The sequence below is a fragment of the Paraburkholderia sp. GAS33 genome, assembly GCF_050436645.1.
Classification (GTDB): domain Bacteria; phylum Pseudomonadota; class Gammaproteobacteria; order Burkholderiales; family Burkholderiaceae; genus Paraburkholderia; species Paraburkholderia phenazinium_B.
Genome location: NZ_JBNDMP010000009.1, coordinates 258,928 through 280,488, shown reverse-complemented (window position 1 = coordinate 280,488; position 21,561 = coordinate 258,928). Strand labels below are relative to the sequence as shown.

The window sequence follows — 21,561 nt, the reverse complement described above, 5'->3', positions numbered from 1 at the left end:
ACCCGGTAGAAGCAGATTCCTGTTGTAGAAACGATCTTCACTGAGTGGCCGTTATGACCGATACACCTACCGGGCCCCTGCGCGGGTTCGCAAATTATCTTCGCCGCGAGCGGCTTCGCCTGACCAACCAATGGATGAAGGCGGTCTTCGGCGACGCCGATCTGGTCGAAGCCGACAAGCTGACGTATGAACAGCTTGCCGACCACCTTCCGGAAATTCTCGACGCGCTGTGTCTAGCCCTCGAAGCCGAAGATCTCGAGAAAGTGGAGCCGGCAATCGAGCGTGACGCGCGAATGCACGGCATGGTGCGCTGGCGCCAGGGATACCGGATCGAAGAACTGGTGCGCGAACTCGACCTGTTTCACCAGACGTTGATCGACGCTCTCGATGCGTTCGCGGAGACCGAAAGCGCCTTCACGCGCCGCCATGAGAAACGAGCGGGGCGCCTGATTGCAGAAGCGTTGAGTCTCGTCACCTTGATGTCGATACGCGAGGTGGTCAACGAACGCGACCGGAAAATCGACGAATACACCGGCAAGCTTGAGCGCGCGAATCACGAATTGAAGTTCAATCAGCGGCTGGTTAGCGATCTGCATGAATCGCGGATGCAAATTACCCGCAGCGTTGTGCACGACCTGCGTAATTTTCTGAATGCGTTTTCGGTCGCGCTGGCGCTGATCGAACGGGCACCTGCGAAGGCGGAAGCGGCGTTGACGTTGGCCAATCGCCAGGCGGCGGATATGAAGCAACTGGTCGACCAGATGGTGGAGTACTCGGTCGTGCTGGGGGATAGCAGTCCGCTCGCCGTCGAACCATTCGACTTGAGAGGGCTGTTCGATGAGCTGGTGATATCGTCGAGACCCGCTATCGAGGCAAAGCGCCTGCGTCTGCTTACCGCGTTCGACGCGTCGCTGGCGCCGGTGATTTCGAATCGCCTGAAGCTGAAACAGGTTGCACTCAACCTGCTGTCGAATGCGACCAAGTACACGGTGGCCGGTGAAATAGAACTCGCCATAGCCCGCGTGGGAGACGAGCATTGGTCCATTCGTGTCTCCGATACGGGGATCGGGATTGCGCCTTCGGATGCGGACCGGGTGTTCGATGAATTTGAGCGCGCCGCCGGCGACGATATTCCTGGCACAGGACTGGGACTCGCAATCGTCAAGGAGCTTTGCCGCGTGTTGCATGGACAAATCCATTTCGAGTCGCGCGAAGGGCGCGGGACGACGTTTGAGATCCGATTTCCATTTGAACTCGAGGTGGTGAGCTAAGCCGTCGTGACGTCGCTATTTTCGTGGAACATACTGCTCCCTCGTCAGGGTTCGACAAGGGACAACTGTGAAGCGATGGGTTATCCGTATTGCATCGGCGTTTGCCGTGCTGATCGCATTCATCGTTGTGACGGGGAGCGCCTATGAGTTTCTGCGGCGACATCAAGCTCGCCAGGAGTTTCCTCCGCCATGCAGCCGTTCTCCGAAGTAAAACTTCAGCAGATGAAGATAAGCGCGGCGCAGGGTGCCAAGGACAGGGCGATCTGGAAGCAGATGCAGGATGATGAAGCGACGTGGTCGTCCAGAAGCCAGCATCAACTGGTCTACGACTCCAGCCACTACATCCAGTTTCACAGGCCTGATCTGGTGATCAATGCAGTGCTGTCGGTTGTCGATACGGTGTATGCGGATACCGCTCACTAGACTGACGATGCGCTTCGCTTAAACGGCAGGAAGACGTGTCGCGCTAACGTCAACATTGTCAAAATTTTTGATTGACAAGCTATTCCATGCAATAGAAACTTCATGACATGAACACGCCAGCCCTTATCGCCATCGCGATTAAACACCGAATGATCACCGTATGGGGTGGATCATCGGGGGCGTGTGCGCGTTAGCCAGTAAGCAGTAACGCAAGTCACAAGGCCTCGCCGGAAACGGATGGGGCCTTTTTCTTTTGGTGGCTTCTCCGTCAGTCGGCTCAATCGACGGAGATGACCATGCAACACGCTAGCCCGCAGTTCGATTGCTCCCAGTTATCCGGTGATCATGATGCCGTGCGTGAGACGTACGCGCCGCGGATGGTGATTCACCTGAGTCTCGTGCCACGGCAGACCGTGTCATGGCGGGTCGTCGCGGACTGCGAGGTCCGCGCACACGGCTCGCGTGTGTGGCTCACGCGCATATTTTCGCCGCACGACTATTGGATGCAGGTTGGCGACGTGATTCGGATCGCGCGCGGCGAGCGCATCTGGCTGAGCGCCGATGGTGACCGGCCGGTGCAAGTCACTTTGACGAGCGAGTATGTCGAGCGAAAGCGATTGTTAGCGCGAAGACCTTTGCGGTGGTTGCGACGGCTTTTGGATATTTTGTTGCCGCTGGCCAGGTAGGGGTACTGACGTCAAATTGTGGAAGCGGTCGCGACATACTATATAGGAATGCGAAATGAATAAGAGTGTTCAGGAACAAATGATGGATCAGGCTGCGCCCCTGAGGGCGCGGCTCATTTCTGAGGTGGGGTGGCAATGGATGGTGGGGATCGCCAACATGCTGTTGATACTTGCGTTGTTCGTGTTGGCGGTCGTTAAGGCGCCGTCGAGCGCTAGGTCAAACAATACGCGATGCCTGCAGCAGGTCTCCAACGAGGAGCATGTAAGTCTCGAGGCGTTTTTTCAGAACCCGGTGGAGCAGGATGCGATGGTGCAGGCTATGGAGGTTTGTGCTCGATGAGGGGGTACTGGAGGCCGGTACGATGTTACCGATATTCGGTACGCAGGGCTGGTGTCCGGCTACGATGAAGGCAGGATAACGGAGATGGGGTGATTGCCATGGCGAAAGCTTGATGAGAATTCGAGCTTTCGAGTTGCTTCGCCACGTGAAAAACGAAAAGCCCCGACGAGTCGGGGCTTTAGTAAAACTGGTGGCGAATCAGGGATTCGAACCCCGGACCTGCGGATTATGATTCCGTCGCTCTAACCGGCTGAGCTAATTCGCCAAAGAAGAAGCGAGATTATGAAGATGGTCGCGGCGCCTGTCAACCCCCGCCGCGGCACGGCGTCAAACCCCGCGACCCGGCCCGAACCAGCCTGAATAAGGCTGGCCCAGCCCCAGAAAACCCCAGCCTCAATCCTGCGCGTAAATATCCGAGTCCTTGGTCTCCTTGACGAACAGCAGACCGATCACCAGGGTAATGAGCGCGATCACGATCGGATACCACAGCCCGGAGTAAATATTTCCCTTCGCCGCGACGATCGCAAACGCCGTAGCCGGCAGGAAGCCACCGAACCAGCCATTGCCGATGTGATACGGCAGCGACATCGACGTATAGCGAATGCGCGTCGGGAACATCTCCACCAGCATCGCCGCAATCGGCCCGTACACCATCGTCACGTAGATCATCATGATCGTCAGGATCACCACGCTCATCGGCCAGTTGATCTGTGAAGGATCAGCCTTGGCCGGATAGCCGGCGGCCTTCAGCGTCGAGCCGAGCGTCTCGTCGAACGCTTTGCCTTGCTCCTTCGCGTCCGGCGCCTTGCCGTCGAACGTATTGACCACCGTATCGCCCACCTTGATCTGCGCGACGGTGCCCGCCGGTGCCGCAACGTTCTCGTAGTTCAAGCCGGCCTTCGACAGCGCGCTCTTCGCGATATCGCACGAAGACGTAAACTTCGACGTGCCCACCGGATTGAACTGGAACGAGCACTCATCCGGGTTGGCGATCACCACAATCGGCGACTTCTGCGTGGCGGCTTCGAGCGCCGGATTGGTGAAGTGCGTCAACGCCTTGAACAGCGGGAAGTAGGTCAGCGCGGCGATCAGCAGGCCGGCCATGATGATCGGCTTGCGCCCAATCCTGTCCGACAGCGAGCCGAAGAACAGGAAGAACGGCGTGCCGATCAGCAATGCCAGCGCGATCAGGATGTTGGCGGTCGGACCGGCAACCTTGAGCGTCTGCGTCAGGAAGAACAGCGTGTAGAACTGTCCCGTGTACCAGACAACGGCCTGGCCGGCGGTCAGCCCGATGAGCGCGAGAATCACGATCTTCAGGTTCTTCCATTGGCCGAACGCTTCTGTCAGCGGCGCCTTGGACGTCTTGCCTTCGGCCTTGATACGCGCGAACACTGGGGATTCGTGCAGTTGCAACCGGATCCACACCGACACGCCCAGCAGGATGATCGACGCGATGAACGGCACGCGCCATCCCCAGACGCCGAACGAGTCTTCGCCGATCGAGGTGCGCACGCCGAGAATCACGAGCAGGGAGAGGAACAGGCCCAACGTGGCTGTCGTCTGGATCCATGCGGTGTAGAAGCCGCGACGGCCGGCCGGAGCATGTTCCGCGACATAGGTCGCAGCACCGCCGTACTCGCCACCGAGCGCCAACCCTTGCAGCAACCGCATAGCGATAAAAATCACCGGTGAAGCCATGCCGATCGCCGCATATCCCGGCAGCAGACCAACGAGGAAGGTCGACAGACCCATGATCACGATCGTGATCAGGAAAGTGTATTTACGTCCGACCAGGTCGCCCAGTCGGCCGAACACGATTGCACCGAACGGCCGCACGGCGAAGCCTGCCGCGAAGCTAAGCAGCGTGAAGATGAAGCCGGCTGTGGGATTGACCCCGGAGAAAAAGCTCTTGCTGATGAAGACTGCCAGCGAACCGGCAAGGTAGAAGTCGTACCACTCGAAAACAGTGCCTAGCGACGATGCGAAGATCACCCGCTTCTCTTCGTGCGTCATCGGCACGTGGGAGATTTGCCCGCCAACGGTAGCCATATGTCGTCTCCAATATTGATATGTTTACTCGGTCCGCCCGCAAGGCGTACCCGTGTCTCGGATTATTGGAGTGGAAACTTACGGCCTACTGACGTGGCATCTCAAAATCGTGGTAGGGGAGATGTGGCGTCGGATGTTGGTATTTGTCGTTAAGTTAAAGCTAATTATCAGCCATCGTTGATTAAAATGGCTCTATGTCGCAAATTTGCGGCGGTCCAGTCTGGCCCCCGTTAGGGTAAGTCCCGGGCCATTTCTCGCGCCCTCAAGCTGACCCGTACAAGTGTTCCGGCAAGACGCGGCGTGCTTTGATAGACGTTATCGTCGATCGTTAGCGTGCCGCCATGCATGGTGACGATCTCGCGCACGATCGCCAGCCCGAGTCCGCTGCCGTCGCCCTCGCGGCCCAGGATTCGGTAGAAGCGTTCGACCACCCGCGCCCGTTCGGCAGCTGGAATGCCAAGCCCGGTGTCCTCTACCTCAAGGTGTACCTGGCTGGATGCCGGGTCTGGACGCACCCGCACTGTGATTCGGCCGCCGGCTGGCGTGTAACGGATCGCGTTGTCGATCAGGTTCGACAGCATCTCGCGCAGCATCAGCAGGCTGCCGTCTATTTCAACGGCTTCGTCCGGTCCCTCGTAGCCCAGATCCATCTGTTTGGCGAGTGCCGCCTGCACCCAGTCGCGCACCGCATTGCGCGCGACTTCGGTGATCTCGACCGGCGCAAAAATCTGTCCCGACAGCCGGTTTTCCGCGCGCGCGAGCGCCAGCAATTGCGTGACGAGCCGCGCGGCCTGCTCGGAACTGGTAGCGATCTGCTCGAGGGAACGGTGGACTTCCGCCGACACGTCCTGGCGCAGCGCCAGTTCGGCCTGAGTGCGTAGACCGGCGAGCGGCGTTTTCATCTGATGGGCGGCGTCCGCGATAAAACGCTTTTGCAGCTCCATATTCTGTTCGAGGCGTGTTAGCAGGTCGTTGAACGACGTTACTAGCGGTTCGATCTCCGGCGGAGCGCGGCGCGCTTCGAGCGGCGACAGGTCGTCGGGACGCCGCGCGCGGATATGCGCCTGCAGCGCATGCAACGGAGCGAGCCCGCGCGAGAGTCCGAACCACACTAGCACGATCGCGAGCGGCAGGATCACGAACTGCGGCAGGATCACGCCTTTGATGATGTCGTTGGCGAGCTGACTGCGTTTGTCGAGCGTCTCGCCCACCTGTACGAGCACTGGCAGCGCACCCGGCGTGTGCGGGAACTCAACCGTCGTGTAAGCGACGCGGATGTCGTTGCCATGCAGCACGTCGTCGCGGAATTCAACGAGGCCCGGCGGCGGCCGGTCTTCCTCGTGCGGCAGAGGCATATCACGGTCGCCGCTCACCAGCTCGCCGCGCGTGCCCAGCACCTGATAGAAGACCTTATCGACGTTATCCGCGCTCAAGAAGTCGCGCGTCGCAGCGGGCAGGGACAGCTCCGCCACGCCGTTCACCGGATGAATCTGGCGGGCCAGCACGTACGCATCGGTTTCGAGCGCGCGGTCGAACGGGCCGTTGGCGATCGATTTGGCGACCAGGTAAGTGACCGCAATGCTCATCGGCCACAACAGCAGCAGCGGCGCCAGCATCCAGTCGAGGATCTCGCCGAACAGCGAGCGCGGGCGTGCCCCGGCGGCGGCTTCGGTTTCGTCGGGTGGCGCGAACGGGTTCGCGTAGCGGGCGTCGCGCGCCTCGTCGTCGAGGTCCACCGCTGGCGCCGCGGCGCGCTCTGCGCGTGCGGACATGAGCGCTCTCTATTTGAAGGGGTGGCTCGCGGGCATCTGGACGGATGCGGGCGAGGAGGGCGTATTGGATTCGGGAGTTCCTGTTGTCCCCACTGCCGCGGTGGCCTTCTCCAGGCAGTAGCCAAGACCGCGCACGGTGAGGATGCGCACGCCGCTCGGCTCTATTTTTTTGCGCAGCCGGTGCACGTAGACTTCGATCGCGTTATTGCTGACCTCTTCGCCCCATTCGCACAGATGATCGACCAGTTGCTCCTTCGATACCAGCCGGCCGATCCGCTGCAGCAGCACTTCGAGCAAGCCCAGTTCGCGCGCCGACAGCTCGATGATCTGCTCGTTGATGTAGGCGATACGCCCGACCTGGTCGAACGACAGCGAGCCGTGCCTTACCACCGTCGGGCCGCCGCCCGCGCCGCGGCGCGTCAGTGCGCGCACGCGGGCCTCGAGTTCATTGAGCGCGAACGGCTTGGCCATGTAGTCGTCGGCGCCGAGATCGAGGCCTTTGACGCGTTCGTCGACGCTGTCGGCGGCGGTCAAAATCAGCACCGGCAGGTTCGAATTGCGCGCCCGCAGACGGCGCAGCACTTCGAGTCCGGACATGCGTGGCAGGCCCAGATCGAGTATCAGGAGGTCGAAAGTTTGCATCGACAAGGCGGTATCCGCTTCGACGCCGTTCTTCACGTGATCAACGGCGTATGCCGATTGGCGGAGTGATCGAATCAGACCGTCCGCGAGTATGCTGTCATCTTCGGCAATGAGAATTCGCATGATGCGCCAGCCTGGCCTTGCCGGCACCGTAGAAATCCCGGCGCACAGCGGTCTCCAAAGATTTTGTGGGTAGTTTGGTGCAGTTTGACCACACATAAATGCATCGATGTGCGAATCGTGCTTGCCAAAACTACTGTTTTTTTATACAGTGTCTGCGTTTAGTGTGCTGTCTGTGATGAATGGGCCGCACACCTGCCTCAGACGCAGTTCATCATAGCAAAGGACGATTCATGGAAGAAAGCAAGAAAGGCCCGGCTGGACTGACTGCTGAAAAGAGCAAGGCATTGGCTGCCGCGCTCGCGCAGATCGAAAAGCAGTTCGGCAAAGGGTCGGTCATGCGGCTCGGCGCAGGCGAGGCGGTCGAAGATATCCAGGTGGTCTCAACGGGATCGCTCGGGCTCGACATCGCATTGGGCGTCGGCGGTTTGCCGCGTGGCCGGGTGGTCGAAATCTACGGGCCGGAATCGTCGGGTAAAACCACGCTGACGCTGCAAGTGGTCGCTGAAATGCAGAAGCTCGGCGGCACGGCAGCATTTATCGACGCGGAACACGCGCTGGACATCCAGTACGCGGGCAAGCTCGGCGTGAACGTGAACGATCTGCTAGTCTCGCAACCGGATACGGGCGAACAGGCGCTGGAAATCGCGGACGCGCTGGTGCGCTCGGGTTCGATCGACATGATCGTGATCGACTCGGTCGCGGCACTCGTGCCGAAGGCCGAAATCGAAGGCGAAATGGGCGACTCGCTGCCGGGTCTGCAGGCGCGTCTGATGTCGCAGGCGCTGCGTAAGCTCACCGGCACGATCAAGCGCACGAACTGCCTCGTCATCTTCATTAACCAGATCCGTATGAAGATCGGCGTGATGTTCGGCAATCCGGAAACCACCACGGGCGGTAACGCACTCAAGTTCTATGCTTCCGTGCGTCTGGACATCCGTCGTATCGGCTCGATCAAGAAGAACGACGAAGTGATCGGCAACGAAACGCGCGTGAAGGTCGTCAAGAACAAGGTGGCGCCGCCGTTCCGCGAAGCGATTTTCGACATCCTGTACGGCGAAGGCATTTCGCGTCAGGGTGAAGTGATCGACCTGGGTGTGTCCGCGAAGATCGTCGACAAGGCCGGTGCCTGGTATAGCTACAACGGCGAGCGTATTGGTCAGGGTAAAGACAATGCACGCGAATTCCTGCGCGAAAATCCCGAGATCGCACGCGAAATCGAGAACCGCATCCGTGAATCGCTGGGCGTGAATGCGATGGCGGATGTTGCTGCCGGCGCAGGCGCTGAACTCGCAGGCGAAGAGGAGTGATCGCCGCGTGATACGCAAGGGCCGACCTGTATCCAATGCAGGGCGTGATGCGGACGGCCCGCGCGACGGTGACCCAAGTGACTTGACCGGGTCACTGGGTTCACCCGAATCGTCATTCGATCCGTTCGAGTCTTTCGACGCGCACGATCAAGCTTCTGGCCGCGCATCCTCCGCGCGGCGGGGTTCAGCACTGGCGGGGCCAAGCGGCAACACTGACACCGCCAGTTCGCCCGCAGAAACCACCTACACCCGCTCACGCCGCACACCGGGCGAGGCTCGAGGCGGAGCCCAGGATAAGTCCGGTCCCGATCAAGACCGCGCCGCCAAATCAAAAGGCCCTGGCCGCTCCCTGAAGGGTCGCGCACTCGGCTATCTGTCTCGCCGCGAATACAGCCGTGCCGAACTCTCGCGCAAGTTGATGCCCTTCGTCGAAGAGCCCGATTCTCTCGATACCTTGCTCGATTCACTCGAGAAAGAGGGCTGGCTGTCCGATTCGCGCTTTGCCGAAAGCCTGATCCATCGCCGCGCATCGCGTCTTGGCGCCAACCGGATCGTCGGTGAATTGAAGCGCCATGCGGTTGGCCAGACACTCATCGAGGAAGCCAGCGCACAGTTGCGCGAAACCGAGCTCACACGTGCCCAGACCGTCTGGAGCAAAAAATACGGTCAGCTTCCGGAAACGCCCGCGGAACGCGCGCGGCAAGCGCGTTTCCTCGCCGCACGGGGGTTTTCCGGCGCGACGATCGGCAAGATTCTCAAGGGTCTCGACGACGAGTGGTCAGGCGATTAGCCCTGCCCCCGGATTGGTGCTGTGCACAATCCAACCTGTCTCAAATACCCGGTATGCTAAAATCAGGTGGTTTTCCAATTCGGCCTTTTCCTTCCGCATGTCGCTTTCCCCGCCCGTCTCCCGTCAGTTGCGCCATCGCCGCGCAATTTGTGCGGAAGCTTACGAGCGCGAGGACGGCCTGTGGGACATAGAGGCGTGCCTAACCGACCAAAAGCCACGTGACGTGGCGCTTGCGTCGGGCGTCCGGCCCAACGGTCAGCCGATCCATGAACTCTGGCTCCGCATTACGATCGATCGCAAGCTCAACGTTGTCGACGCGCAAGCGTCGTCCGACTGGGTGCCCTATCCCGGTCTTTGCGAAGCCACCAATCCCGCCTATCGTGCCCTCATCGGGCTCAATCTGTTCCACAATTTCCGTCGCGAAGCCGCCCGTTTGCTCGGTGGCACGGCAGGTTGCACGCATCTCACCGAGTTGTGCGCTTTCCTTCCTACGGCCGCCATTCAGGCGTTCGCCGGCGACGTGTGGAATACCCATGACGGCAAGCCGCCACACGAAGCGGATTCAGGGGACGCTTCACCTCAAGCCTCAGACGAGCACTCAAACGACAAGCCGCCATTCCAGCTGGGTCGCTGCCACGCGCTGCGATTCGATGGTGAGGCGGTGCGACAGTTTTATCCGCGCTGGTATGGTCGTGCGCCGCGTTCAGCGGAACGCGCGGATGCAGCAAGCGAGCAAAGCCAGTCCGCCGGCAACGGCAGCGGCACGTCCCGTTTGAACGACAGCAGCGGAAACGAAGTTCAATCCAACTCTCAGACTGAAGGGAATCACGCATGAAGATTCACGAGTACCAGGGTAAGGAAATCCTGCGGAAATTCGGCGTCGCGGTACCGCGCGGCAAGCCGGTCTTCTCGGTGGATGACGCGGTCAAGGCCGCTGAAGAGCTCGGCGGCCCGGTATGGGTCGTGAAGGCTCAGATCCACGCGGGTGGCCGTGGCAAGGGTGGCGGCGTGAAGGTCGCAAAGTCGCTGGAGCAGGTTCGCGAGTACTCGAACCAGATCCTCGGCATGCAACTCGTCACGCACCAGACTGGCCCGGAAGGCCAGAAGGTGAACCGCCTGCTGATCGAAGAAGGCGCTGACATCAAGAAGGAACTGTATGTCGGCCTCGTGATCGATCGCGTCTCGCAGAAGGTCGTCGTGATGGCGTCGAGCGAAGGTGGCATGGACGTCGAAGAAGTCGCGGAAAAGACGCCTGAGCTGATCCACAAGATCGCTGTCGACCCGTCGACCGGCCTGAAGGATGCCGAAGCGGATGAACTGGCAACGAAGATCGGCGTTCCCGCCGCTTCGCTGCCGCAAGCTCGTGCAATCCTGCAAGGCCTGTACAAGGCATTCTGGGAAACGGACGCGTCGCTCGCAGAAATCAACCCGCTGATCCTGACCGGCGACGGCAAGGTCATCGCGTTGGACGCCAAGTTCAACTTCGATTCGAACGCCCTGTTCCGTCATCCGGAAATCGTCGCTTACCGCGACCTGGACGAAGAAGATCCGGCTGAAGTCGAAGCCTCGAAGTTCGACCTCGCGTACATCTCGCTCGACGGCAACATCGGCTGCCTCGTAAACGGTGCTGGCCTCGCAATGGCAACGATGGACACCATCAAGCTGTTCGGCGGCGAACCGGCGAACTTCCTCGACGTGGGCGGTGGCGCCACGACCGAGAAGGTCACGGAAGCGTTCAAGATCATGCTGAAGAACCCGAATCTGACGGCCATTCTGGTCAATATTTTCGGTGGCATCATGCGCTGCGACGTGATCGCGGAGGGCGTGATTGCAGCTTCGAAGGCTGTCTCGCTGAAGGTGCCGCTCGTGGTCCGTATGAAGGGCACGAACGAAGACCTGGGCAAGAAGATGCTGGCTGAATCCGGCCTGCCGATCATTGCGGCAGACAGCATGGAAGAAGCGGCTCAGAAGGTCGTCGCGGCCGCTGCGGGCAAGGCGTAAGCCTGCCGGGCGTTTACCAGGATTAGCCAGATTACGAATGGCGGCGCGCACGGCGACGCGGGCGGAGAACATTCCGCCGCGCAGTCGGCCAGAGCGCCCGCCAAACGAACAGAGGTCAATACATGTCGATTCTGATCAATAAAGACACGAAGGTCATCACGCAGGGCATCACCGGCAAGACCGGTCAGTTCCACACGCGTGCCTGCCGTGAATATGCAAACGGCCGCGAAGCGTATGTCGCGGGCGTGAACCCGAAGAAGGCCGGCGAAGATTTCGAAGGCATTCCTATCTACGCAAGCGTGAAGGAAGCGAAGGCTGAAACGGGCGCAACCGTCTCGGTCATTTACGTTCCGCCCGCAGGCGCAGCGGCAGCGATCTGGGAAGCCGTCGAGGCGGATCTGGATCTCGCAATCTGTATCACGGAAGGCATTCCTGTCCGTGACATGATCGAGCTCAAGGCACGCATGCGCGCAAAGAACAGCAAGACGCTGCTGCTCGGACCGAACTGCCCGGGCACGATCACGCCGGACGAACTGAAGATCGGCATCATGCCGGGTCACATCCACCGCAAGGGCCGCATCGGCGTCGTGTCGCGTTCGGGCACGCTGACGTATGAAGCAGTCGGCCAGTTGACGGCGATCGGCCTCGGCCAATCGTCGGCAGTCGGTATTGGCGGCGACCCGATCAACGGTCTGAAGCACATCGACGTCATGAAGATGTTCAACGACGATCCGGAAACGGACGCCGTCATCATGATCGGCGAAATCGGTGGTCCGGACGAAGCGAATGCGGCTGAGTGGATCAAGGGCAACATGAAGAAGCCGGTGGTTGGCTTCATCGCGGGCGTCACGGCTCCGGCCGGCAAGCGCATGGGTCACGCAGGCGCGCTGATTTCGGGCGGTGCGGATACGGCTGAAGCCAAGCTGGAAATCATGGACGCATGCGGTATCAAGGTCACGAAGAACCCGTCGGAAATGGCGCGTCTTCTGAAGGCGATGCTGTAAATCGAAATAGGCCAGCCAGTCCGGCCCGTTTTTTGATACTCTTACGAAGTCCTTTCGTAAGAACGAAGTCCTAAAAGCGAGGGAGCGAGCAATTGCTCCCTCGCTTTTTTATGTCGACCGGAGTTAGCGCTTCAGCGCTTGCTCCGGTCCCATGCAGTTTCATCGCGCTTTGCCCGGTTCCAATCGCCGTCTATCCTGCATTCAATGCTCGAATTCTTCGCCACGCTCCACTGGGGGGCCGTTATCCAGATCATCGTGATCGACATCCTGCTGGGTGGCGATAACGCGGTGGTGATCGCGCTCGCCTGCCGCAATCTGCCGCCGGCGCAGCGCGTCAAGGGCGTGTTGTGGGGGACGGCGGGGGCAATCCTGCTGCGCGTCGCGCTGATCGCGTTTGCGGTAGTGCTGCTCGACGTGCCGCTGCTGAAGTTTGCTGGAGGCCTGTTGTTGCTGTGGATCGGCGTCCGCCTCATGGCGCCCGCACACGACGCTCACGAGCACGTGAAGCCCGCTGACAAGCTAATGACTGCCGTCAAGACCATCATCATCGCCGACGCGGTCATGAGCCTCGACAACGTGATCGCGATTGCCGGCGCGGCGGAAGCGGCGGACCCGGAGCATCGGCTGGCGCTGGTGATCTTCGGGCTGTTGGTCAGCATTCCGCTGATCGTATGGGGCAGCCAGCTCGTGCTGAAGTTGCTGGACCGCTTCCCGATCGTAATTACGATCGGTGCCGCACTGCTTGGCTGGATTGCGGGCGGCCTGATCATCAACGATCCGGCCGGCGACCGCTGGCCGATTCTCGACTCGCCCGTGGCCGAGTACGGTATGAGCATCGCGGGAGCGCTGTTCGTAGTGATCCTTGGTTACGTGCTTAAACGGCGTAATGCCGAGCGGGCTGCGGCTCAATTGCCGCCTAATGCGCCTCCGGGTTCGCATTGACAACAGGGCACCCCCTCACGCTTTCACAGGCCCATCATCAGGTCCAACGTTAGCCATCTGGCTGACTGTTTAGAATCACCGTGGCTGGCTACGATCAATGCGCCTGTTCCGATTCACGGGGCAGGCGTTTTTCGTTTCTGGAGCCTGCCGATGACCGTTTCTCTCCCCAACTCTTCATTCCGTTGCGTGCTCTTGCGGCGCGACGACCCTGCTGCAGGCGCACCGATCTCCGACCCTGGCGTGCAATGGCCCACGCGGATCGCCCGGGTCAGCCGCAAGCTCGGCTTCACGTTGATCGAACTGATGATCGTGCTCGCGATTGTCGGGGTGATTGCTGCCTATGCCATCCCCGCGTATCAGGACTATCTGGCGCGCAGCCGGGTAGGCGAGGGCCTGTCGCTCGCCACGTCGGCGCGGCTCGCGGTAGCGGAAAACGCCGCCAGCGGCGCGGCGTTCGGGGGCGGTTATGCGCCGCCAACCGCCACGAAGAATGTGGAATCAGTCCATGTGGATGACGACACAGGTCAGATCACCGTGGTCTTCACCACGCGCGTCGCGCCGTCCGGCAGCAATACGCTGGTGCTGGTGCCGTCGGTGCCCGACAACGCCGATACGCCGACCGCCCGGATCGCGCTAGTCAAAGGCTCGGCCCAACCGGGGACGCTGACATGGGAGTGCTTTGCGGGTGGCAAGTTGGCTTCGTCACTGCCCGCGCCGGGCGCAGGCCCGAGCCCAGCGGATCCGCCGACGTTGCCGTCCAATCTGGCACCGCCCGAATGCCGCAGTTGATGGTTCGGTAAGGATACGGACCTGCCGATTTCGGGATATTTGAGGCCGTCCGGCGCACAGGGGGAGGATTTTTTTGTATAGTGCGCCGGTTGCTGACGCCCCCGGTTCCTCATGCCCACCCCATTTGCGCGCTTTTTATCTCTGGCCATACTGGCTTGTGCGTTGATTCTGCCTTACGCAGTGGTCAACCATACCTATCCGATTCCGACCTTTTACGCGGAATTTACCGCGCTGACGCTGTATGTGTTGACCAGCGCGGCCGTGGTGCTGCTGGCCTGGACGGAGCGTCGCCGCTTCGAGTTTGAATCGCCCACGGTCGCGCTTGTGCCACTGCTGTTCGGGCTGTTGCTGGTGGTGCAGACGTTTGTGCTGCGGGTCGAGCAGCCGTCGATGAACTGGCTCGGTGCCGGTTATCTGCTGGCGGCCTTCATGGCGACCCACACCGGCTACACCTTCAGCCGGGTCAGGATGAGCGAGGAGGTGCTGCGCTGGGCCGCCTACGCGTTGATTATCGGCGGACTGTTTGCAGTGTTTTGCCAGGTGATCCAGGTGTTCCATCTGGAGACCAAGGTCACGCCGCTCGTGGTTGCGTACAACATCACGGTCGATCGCCGGCCGTTCGGCAACATGGCGCAGGCCAACCACCTCGCCACCTACATCGCCTTCGCGATGACCGGCGCCTTGTTCCTGGTACAGACGCGGCGGCTTCCGCTCATCCTGTGGGCGCTGCTGTCGGTGGTTTTTGCGGGCGGCCTTGCGTTGACCGTCTCACGTGGGCCGTGGTTGCAGATGGGCGTGATCGTCGTGGCTGGGTTCTGGATGGCCTTTGCCGAAGTCCGGCGCAATCCGGTTCTGCGGCGCAGTAACCGCGAATGGTTGACGCCAGTAGCGCTCGGCGTGTTGTTCTTCGTCGTGAACGCGCTGGTTCGTTGGGCCAATGTGCACTATCAGCTCGGTCTGGCCGAATCCGCTGCCGATCGTTTCAAGGATGCCGGTCAGATCGCGCCACGCCTTGCGCTATGGAAATACGGTTGGACGATGTTCAAGGCGCATCCGTTGCTCGGCGTTGGCTGGGGCGAGTTTCCGCGTTACCAGTTCGACTATGTGCGGTCGCTGGGCGCCGTCGAGATTGCTAACAACTCGCACGACATCTTCCTCGATCTGCTGGGTAAAACCGGCCTGATCGGCCTTGCGATCGTGCTGCTCGGCCTGCTGGCGTGGCTCGTGCGCGTGGTGCGTGCTCCGCACACGGCCGCTCGCGTGTTCGGCGTAGCGCTGATCGGCGTGCTGGTGATGCACGCGCTGGTCGAGTATCCGCAGCAGTACATGTTCTTCCTGCTGCCGGCGATGTTCGTGTTTGGCCTGCTGGAGACGCGCTCGTTGCGGCTGGTGCCGAGCCGCGTGTCGTTCGGCGTCTACGCGGTGGTCGTGCTCGTTGGATTGGCCGCGCTGTATCCGGTCTATCGCGACTACAACCGCTCGGAGGTGTTGTACTACGGCTCGAGTCCGGCGCAGCAATACGCCAGCGATCCATCGTTCCTGTTCGGTGCCTGGGGCGAGTACGGGATGGCGACGCTGCTGCCGATGAACGCCCAGGATCTCGCTCACAAGCTCGCCATGCACAGGCAGGCGCTCGCACTGCTGCCGGGCGAAACGGTGTTGCGGCGTTATGCGGTGCTGCAGGCGCTGAGCGGTGACACGAACGGCGCTTTCGACACCGTCGTGCGGTTGAAGATCTTCGCGGAAGAATTGAAGGATTGGCCGTCGCAACAGGCCTATCTGTATCAGCTGTGCGATGAGCAGAAGAGTCTCGCTGGCTTCAAGGCGGAACTGATCAAGCTGTACGGTATGCCGCCGAAAGACGTCAATCAGGATGACGACGATAGCGACGACTGAGTCCGAGCGTCGTGCGTGAGCGCGACGCGGGATGAACGGAAATGCAGCGGAAGGGCGGGTAAGCGCAGAAGCAGCGTTTACCCAGCCGCTGCCACCCAGTCCCCAGACTTCCCGCCGTGCTTCTCCAGCACTTTCACATCGGTGATCGTCATGCCGCGGTCCACCGCCTTGCACATGTCGTAGACCGTCAGCAGTCCCACCTGGACAGCGGTCAGTGCTTCCATCTCCACGCCTGTGCGCCCCAACGTTTCCACCTGCACCGTGCAATGCACGCCGGGCAGCGTCTCGTCGAGTTCGAAATCCACTTTGACGCGGGTAAGGGCTAGCGGATGACACAGCGGAATCAGATCGGCGGTGCGCTTGGCTCCTTGAATCGCAGCGATGCGCGCGATGCCGATCACATCGCCTTTCCTGGCGTTGCCGTCGCGGATGAGCGCAAATGTCTCCGGCAGCATACGGATCGAGCCGCGCGCGATAGCGATGCGTTTGGTTTCCTGCTTGGCGCCGACATCCACCATGTGCGCCTGGCCGGCGGCGTCGAAGTGGGTGAGTTCAGGCATGGTGGGGCTCCTTCTGAGAGCGCCAATCATACCAGCGCGATGCGGATGGCAACCCGGACGGAGCGTCGACTATGACGCCGCGTTTTTCGGAGCCGCAGCCTGAGCGGGACTTGCAACAAACCCAAACTGTCCGGCTACCTCGGCGCGTGCAACCGGCTGCAACGGCAGTGTCATCCCGTCACGCCAATGGAACCGCCCAGCGTCACCATCCGCGGCCAGCTCGGCGTGCTCGGAAAACAGATCAAGATCGTGGTCATGCAAAACGGCGATTCGTGGCGGCGTTGACGTGTCCGTGAACAGCACACCGCCCTCGTCATCCAGATAAGCCGCGGCAGGCTCAAACGCATTCCCGGCCTGATCCGTCAGCGTCAATGTCGCCTTGGCGCCATTCCCATCATCGAGGCCAAGCCGCACCACCCACGGCGTATAACCCAGTTCCACATACACCCGCTGTGGCCCGTTCTGAAAGAACCACTGCCCACCCGCGTCCGCTTCGTAGTTCCGGTTGATAAAGGCAAGCAACGCCGCATGCCGTATCGGTTCTCCCGGCGCGCCGCGCGCCTGGGCCTCATCGTCACGCATGCGCCAGTTGCCGCGCCGGTCGAGCAGCAGCCAGCCAGTGCAATGCGGCACGTTGGGCCATTTGGCGAGCGCCTGGCGAACGATGTCATCCATGGTCGACGAATGGGGCGAGGTAGTTGAAAACGCGCCGTGACAGCCAGTCGCTGCGCCCCGGAAACGGACCCGTCATGAAGCCGACGTGGCCGCCGTGCCGAGGCTGGTCCAGTTCGATCGCAGCCGACACTTCATGCCGTCCCGGCAACACGGCGCCGGGCAGGAACGGATCGTTCCGCGCATTGAGCACGAGCGTAGGCACCGTGATCTGCGGCAGCAATGGCCGTGTGGTCGCTTGAGTCCAATAGTCGTCGGTATTGCGAAAGCCGTGCAGCGGGGCCGTGACGATGTTGTCGAACTCGTACATGTTGCGGCTTGCGAGCATCGCGTTGGCGTCGTACAGGCCCGGATACTGTTCGAGCTTCTGCAGCGCCTTCACTTTCAACGTTTTCAGAAAGTTGCGCGTGTACACCTTGCCGAAACCCTGCGATAGCGCCTGGCCGCCGGCATGCACATCGAGCGGCGCGGAGATTGCCGCGGCGGCGGTGAGAAACGAGGCATCTTCGCGCCGTTCGCCTAGCCAGCGCAGCAGCACATTGCCGCCCAGCGAAACACCTGCCGCGACGATCGGCCCGCGATGCACGTCCCGAAGGCGCCGCAGGACCCAGTCCACTTCGGCGCTATCGGCGAGGTGATAAAAGCGCGGCAACAGGTTCAGCGGTCCGCTGCAACTGCGAAAGTGCGGCACAACCCCATGCCATCCGCGTTCACGCGCCGCGGCCATCAACGCGCGGGCATAGTGGGAGTTCGAACTGCCCTCTAGGCCGTGAAACAGCACGAAGAGCGGGACGTCGGACGAGGCTTCTTCGTTGTCCCAGGCGCCCGAGGCATCTGCCTCATGCACCAGCCAGTCGAGCTCAATGAAATCGCCATCCGGCGTGTCCCAGCGTTCGCGCCGATAGGTCACCGCGGGAAGTCGTGCAAAGAGGGCCGGGACAATGGTCTGAACGTGGCTGTTCGGCAGCCAGAGCGGCGCGCGGTAGAACATTTCGACGACGCTCGTCTCGACGGCCGCTGCGCGAGCGGTTGCGGGAGAAACGGTCTTGTTGTGCGTCGTACTCATGCCAGCGACCGGAAAAAACAGAAAACGTGAGTCGTCAGTGCAAAGACCCCTGACCATGACGCATTTTCGCAGCAAACTGATTCGCCGCTTCGTTCGGCATCGCACTCGCGTGGATATGTGCGATCTTCCATTCGCCGCGCTCGTGGACCATTACGTAGGTGCTGAAGACCATGGTGGGCGCGACCTTCGGATCCGCCGGGCGGTGCGCTTCCGCAATTGCATACACGACGGTGCCGAGGCTGTCGTACACGCGGATATCCACCGGTTCGATCGACACGGGATTGAGTTCGAGCTGGACGGCGAGGCCGGCGCGGATGGTGTCCAGACCGTGCAGGTGCGAGCCATCGGCGCTGATGTAGCTGGCAAACTCCTCGTCGATCCACAGGCCCATCAAACTCTCGAGATTGACCTCCGCTACCGCCTGGTAGTAGGCGTTGAGAGTATCCGCAGCGGCTTCGAAGATGTGGGCAAAACGTGGCATGGCTCGTCAGTCTCTTGTGCGCGGCGCGCGCGGTTGCGGGCAGCAGTAAAAACAGGACAACCAGGAACAACCCGGCGGGACAACCGCGAGGATGCCCGCGCTCCAGGGCGCAGGGATGACGCCGCGTGGCGTGCTTGCAACGCGGCGTGCGGCTGCCGGACGGTTCAGCGTTGCGCGAGGAGCATGCCGCGCAGGTCGCCGAATACCTGTTCGGCGCTCAGTTGCCGCAGGCAGTTCAGATGACCGAGCGGACACTCGCGCTCAAAACAGGGACTGCATTCGAGATGCAGCCATTGTACCTTCGCAAGCTCGGACAATGGCGGCGTGTGGCGCGGATCGGTCGAGCCGTAGACAGCCACGAGCGGCCGTCGCAGCGCCGCTGCCACGTGCATCAAACCGGAATCGTTGGTGACCACAGCGTTGGCGCGTGAGATCAGCGCGCACGCTTCGCCCAGCGCGGTTTGTCCGCACAGGTTGCGCACGTTGGGCGAGCGTTCCGCGATCGCCTGGGCGAGCGGCGCATCTTTCGGCGAACCGAGCGCGATGATTTGCGTGTACGGGAAAGACTGGCCGACGATTTGCGCCAGTGCCGCGAAGTGTTCCGGCGGCCAGCGCTTGGCCGGGCCGTATTCCGCGCCAGGGCAAAACACCAGCAGTGGCACCCGCGTATCCAGATTGAAGCGGGCCGACACGCGTGACGCCTCGTTCAGATCGGCGTCGAGCCGCGGCATCGGCAGGTCGTCCGGCACTTTGGCGTCCGGCTTATAGGCTAACGCCGCGTAGTGGCCGACCATCGGCGGACGCGCGTCCTTGCGTGGATTCGAATGGCGCACGTTGAGCAGGCCGTAGCGGCTCTCGCCGGTATAGCCAATGCGCAGCGGAATACCCGCCATCCACGGAATCAGCGCCGATTTGAGCGAATTCGGCAGCACGTAAGCCGCGTCATAACCGACATCGCGCAGATCGCTGGACAGCTGCCAGCGCCGCAACATCTGCAGCTTGCCGTGCGCGAGATCGGTTGCATGGACGTCGCGGATCTCCGGCATGCGTTCGAGCACGGGCGCCACCCACGAGGGCGCAACCGCGTCGATCGCGAGGCGGGGATGCAGCTTCATGAGGCGCGAGAACAACGGCTGCGCCATCAATGCGTCACCGATCCAGTTCGGTGCGATAACCAACGCGCGACGCATCAGGGTGAGTTTCCGGTGTCGAAAGAACGCGCCGCACGCATCGGCGCGCAGCGTTCTGGTTTTAGCAGGGAGGCGGCCGCATGCCTGCGCGCGGCGCCAGGATAAGTGGCTCCGCGCGCAGCATGCGGCCTGAGTGTGGTGGGCGCGCCCAGCCGGTGAGCGGCTTTCAGTGGCCTTTGACCACTTCGCCGTCACGCAGCTTGTAGCGCGTGCCGCAGTATGGGCAGCGCGCTTCGCCGTGCGTCACGTCGATAAACACGCGCGGATGGGCGCTCCAGCGTGCCATCGACGGGTTCGGACAGTAGGCGGGCAGGTCTTTTGCCGTCAGTTCGACCAGCGGCATTTCCTTGATTTCGCTCATGGGGGCTTTCTCGATAGAGACAGGGCGCAGGCGCGCCGCAATGGCGGCCTGCGTTAATTTCATTCGGACTTAGACCTTGCTCAGCCAGTGCGCGTACTTCTCGCTCTTGCCGTTGACAATGTCGAAGAAGCCGCTTTGCAGCTTTTCCGTGATCGGGCCGCGTGCGCCGGAGCCGATCGTGCGGTTGTCGAGTTCGCGGATCGGCGTGACTTCAGCGGCTGTGCCGGTGAAGAAGGCTTCGTCGCAGGTATAGACCTCGTCGCGCGTGATGCGCTTTTCGATCACTTCGATGCCGGCATCTTTCGCCAGCGTGATGACCGTGTCGCGCGTGATGCCGTCGAGGCACGACGAGAGATCTGGCGTGTACAGCTTGCCGTTGTTCACGAGGAAGAAGTTTTCGCCGGAGCCTTCCGACACGTAGCCGTCCACGTCGAGCAGGAGCGCTTCGTCGTAGCCGTCGGCAGTGGCTTCCTGGTTGGCGAGGATCGAGTTTACATACCACCCCGAGGCCTTGGCGCGGACCATGGAAACGTTCACATGGTGACGCGTGAACGACGAAGTCTTCACGCGGATGCCCTTCGCCAGGCCGTCTTCGCCGAGATAGGCACCCCACGGCCACGCGGCGATGGCCACGTGGATCGTGTTGCCCTTGGCCGACACACCTAGCTTTTCCGAGCCGACCCAGATGATCGGGCGCAGATAGCAGGATTCGAGCTTGTTCTCGCGTACCACTTCGCGTTGCGCTGCGGCGAGCGTTTCGTGGTCGAACGGCACGTCCATCTGGAAGATCTTGGCCGAATTCAGCAGACGCTTGGTGTGTTCCTGGAGACGGAAAATGGCCGTGCCGTTAGCGGTCTTGTAGGCGCGCACGCCTTCGAAAACCCCCATGCCGTAGTGCAGTGTATGGGTGAGGACGTGGATCTTGGCGTCGCGCCAGTCGACGAGTTTGCCATCCATCCAGATCTTGCCGTCGCGGTCGGCCATTGACATACGATTCTCCAGCAGTGCGTTGTGAGGGGCGCGCCAGGCCGTACAGCGGTTCGGCAAGCGGCGAAGACCGTCATTTTAACGTCTTTTGCACACGGAACGGGCATTTGGCCGCACCCAGGACGCTATAATCCGGCCTCACATATTACAAATCCGATTGCGCCAGCGGGTGCTGGTCGGCCCGGCGCCGACTCCAAGCCGCCGCG

General features: G+C 61.4%; 22 protein-coding genes and 1 tRNA gene. 12 read left to right on the top strand and 11 right to left on the bottom strand.

The features are described 5' to 3' along the window. The first annotated feature begins 53 nt into the window (after positions 1–53). The 4 genes from P3T24_RS26305 (at position 54) to P3T24_RS26290 (ending at position 2,720) form a co-directional block, all read left to right on the top strand. A complete protein-coding gene (locus P3T24_RS26305) occupies positions 54–1,271 on the top strand; it encodes a sensor histidine kinase (RefSeq protein ID WP_429439266.1) in 1,218 nt (405 codons plus the stop codon). A 189-nt stretch (positions 1,272–1,460) separates the two neighbouring features. Further along, positions 1,461–1,694 (top strand): hypothetical protein, encoded by a 234-nt coding sequence (locus P3T24_RS26300; protein WP_429439264.1) that lies wholly within the window; start codon positions 1,461–1,463, stop codon positions 1,692–1,694. Between the two features lie 290 nt (positions 1,695–1,984). Continuing rightward, positions 1,985–2,380: a DUF2917 domain-containing protein gene (locus tag P3T24_RS26295; RefSeq protein WP_429439261.1), complete on the top strand. Its 396-nt coding sequence runs from the start codon at positions 1,985–1,987 to the stop codon at positions 2,378–2,380. 55 nt (positions 2,381–2,435) lie between these two features. Next, positions 2,436–2,720, top strand: a complete 285-nt coding sequence (locus P3T24_RS26290) for a hypothetical protein (RefSeq protein WP_429439258.1) — start codon at positions 2,436–2,438, stop codon at positions 2,718–2,720. 188 nt (positions 2,721–2,908) lie between these two features. Here the strand turns inward: P3T24_RS26290 and P3T24_RS26285 are convergent. The 4 genes from P3T24_RS26285 to P3T24_RS26270 all read right to left on the bottom strand — a co-directional run bounded on the left by P3T24_RS26285 (position 2,909) and on the right by P3T24_RS26270 (position 7,309). Next, a tRNA-Met gene (locus P3T24_RS26285) sits at positions 2,909–2,985 on the bottom strand. Positions 2,986–3,113: 128 nt separating this feature from the next. Beyond that, complete coding sequence (locus tag P3T24_RS26280; RefSeq protein ID WP_074263435.1) at positions 3,114–4,772, bottom strand: MFS transporter; 1,659 nt, start codon at positions 4,770–4,772, stop codon at positions 3,114–3,116. A gap of 230 nt (positions 4,773–5,002) precedes the next feature. Next, positions 5,003–6,544 (bottom strand): sensor histidine kinase N-terminal domain-containing protein, encoded by a 1,542-nt coding sequence (locus P3T24_RS26275; protein ID WP_429286807.1) that lies wholly within the window; start codon positions 6,542–6,544, stop codon positions 5,003–5,005. Positions 6,545–6,553: 9 nt separating this feature from the next. After that, a complete protein-coding gene (locus P3T24_RS26270) occupies positions 6,554–7,309 on the bottom strand; it encodes a response regulator (protein WP_429439255.1) in 756 nt (251 codons plus the stop codon). A gap of 230 nt (positions 7,310–7,539) precedes the next feature. On the opposite strand from P3T24_RS26270, the gene recA reads away from it, so the two are divergent. The 8 genes from recA (at position 7,540) to P3T24_RS26230 (ending at position 16,038) form a co-directional block, all read left to right on the top strand. Then, on the top strand, positions 7,540–8,616 hold the full coding sequence (gene recA, locus P3T24_RS26265) for a recombinase RecA (protein ID WP_074263438.1): 1,077 nt from the start codon (positions 7,540–7,542) through the stop codon (positions 8,614–8,616). Further along, entirely contained in the window at positions 8,570–9,406 is an 837-nt protein-coding gene (recX, locus tag P3T24_RS26260; RefSeq protein ID WP_429439253.1) for a recombination regulator RecX, read from the top strand. The genes recA and recX overlap by 47 nt, the downstream gene beginning before the upstream one ends. A 97-nt stretch (positions 9,407–9,503) precedes the next feature. Next, entirely contained in the window at positions 9,504–10,241 is a 738-nt protein-coding gene (locus P3T24_RS26255) for a DUF2889 domain-containing protein (protein WP_429439250.1), read from the top strand. Next, positions 10,238–11,407 (top strand): ADP-forming succinate--CoA ligase subunit beta, encoded by a 1,170-nt coding sequence (sucC, locus tag P3T24_RS26250; RefSeq protein WP_074263440.1) that lies wholly within the window; start codon positions 10,238–10,240, stop codon positions 11,405–11,407. The genes P3T24_RS26255 and sucC overlap by 4 nt, the downstream gene beginning before the upstream one ends. A 122-nt stretch (positions 11,408–11,529) precedes the next feature. Beyond that, positions 11,530–12,411 carry a succinate--CoA ligase subunit alpha gene (sucD, locus tag P3T24_RS26245; RefSeq protein WP_074263441.1) on the top strand — a complete coding sequence of 294 codons (882 nt, stop codon included), beginning with the start codon at positions 11,530–11,532 and terminating at the stop codon, positions 12,409–12,411. A gap of 204 nt (positions 12,412–12,615) precedes the next feature. Further along, complete coding sequence (locus tag P3T24_RS26240) at positions 12,616–13,353, top strand: TerC family protein (RefSeq protein WP_429439247.1); 738 nt, start codon at positions 12,616–12,618, stop codon at positions 13,351–13,353. Between the two features lie 150 nt (positions 13,354–13,503). Next, positions 13,504–14,142, top strand: a complete 639-nt coding sequence (locus P3T24_RS26235) for a pilin (protein WP_074263443.1) — start codon at positions 13,504–13,506, stop codon at positions 14,140–14,142. A 111-nt stretch (positions 14,143–14,253) separates the two neighbouring features. Beyond that, the gene (locus P3T24_RS26230) at positions 14,254–16,038 is read left to right on the top strand and encodes a PglL family O-oligosaccharyltransferase (RefSeq protein WP_429439245.1); all 1,785 of its coding nucleotides are present in this window, start codon (positions 14,254–14,256) and stop codon (positions 16,036–16,038) included. Positions 16,039–16,115: 77 nt separating this feature from the next. On the opposite strand, the gene moaC is transcribed toward P3T24_RS26230, so the two are convergent. The 7 genes from moaC to P3T24_RS26195 form a co-directional block, all read right to left on the bottom strand. Next, on the bottom strand, positions 16,116–16,598 hold the full coding sequence (moaC, locus tag P3T24_RS26225) for a cyclic pyranopterin monophosphate synthase MoaC (protein ID WP_074263445.1): 483 nt from the start codon (positions 16,596–16,598) through the stop codon (positions 16,116–16,118). A 69-nt stretch (positions 16,599–16,667) separates the two neighbouring features. Beyond that, positions 16,668–17,273: a DUF2946 family protein gene (locus tag P3T24_RS26220; protein WP_429439242.1), complete on the bottom strand. Its 606-nt coding sequence runs from the start codon at positions 17,271–17,273 to the stop codon at positions 16,668–16,670. Then, the gene (locus P3T24_RS26215) at positions 17,266–18,336 is read right to left on the bottom strand and encodes a hydrolase (RefSeq protein WP_074265935.1); all 1,071 of its coding nucleotides are present in this window, start codon (positions 18,334–18,336) and stop codon (positions 17,266–17,268) included. The genes P3T24_RS26220 and P3T24_RS26215 overlap by 8 nt, the downstream gene beginning before the upstream one ends. A gap of 34 nt (positions 18,337–18,370) precedes the next feature. Continuing rightward, positions 18,371–18,817 (bottom strand): nuclear transport factor 2 family protein, encoded by a 447-nt coding sequence (locus tag P3T24_RS26210; protein ID WP_074263447.1) that lies wholly within the window; start codon positions 18,815–18,817, stop codon positions 18,371–18,373. 164 nt (positions 18,818–18,981) lie between these two features. Further along, entirely contained in the window at positions 18,982–20,007 is a 1,026-nt protein-coding gene (gene waaF, locus P3T24_RS26205; RefSeq protein ID WP_074263448.1) for a lipopolysaccharide heptosyltransferase II, read from the bottom strand. A gap of 166 nt (positions 20,008–20,173) precedes the next feature. Next, positions 20,174–20,368 carry a zinc-finger domain-containing protein gene (locus P3T24_RS26200; protein ID WP_074263449.1) on the bottom strand — a complete coding sequence of 65 codons (195 nt, stop codon included), beginning with the start codon at positions 20,366–20,368 and terminating at the stop codon, positions 20,174–20,176. 69 nt (positions 20,369–20,437) lie between these two features. Continuing rightward, positions 20,438–21,358: a branched-chain amino acid transaminase gene (locus P3T24_RS26195; RefSeq protein ID WP_429439239.1), complete on the bottom strand. Its 921-nt coding sequence runs from the start codon at positions 21,356–21,358 to the stop codon at positions 20,438–20,440. Positions 21,359–21,561: the final 203 nt, after the last annotated feature.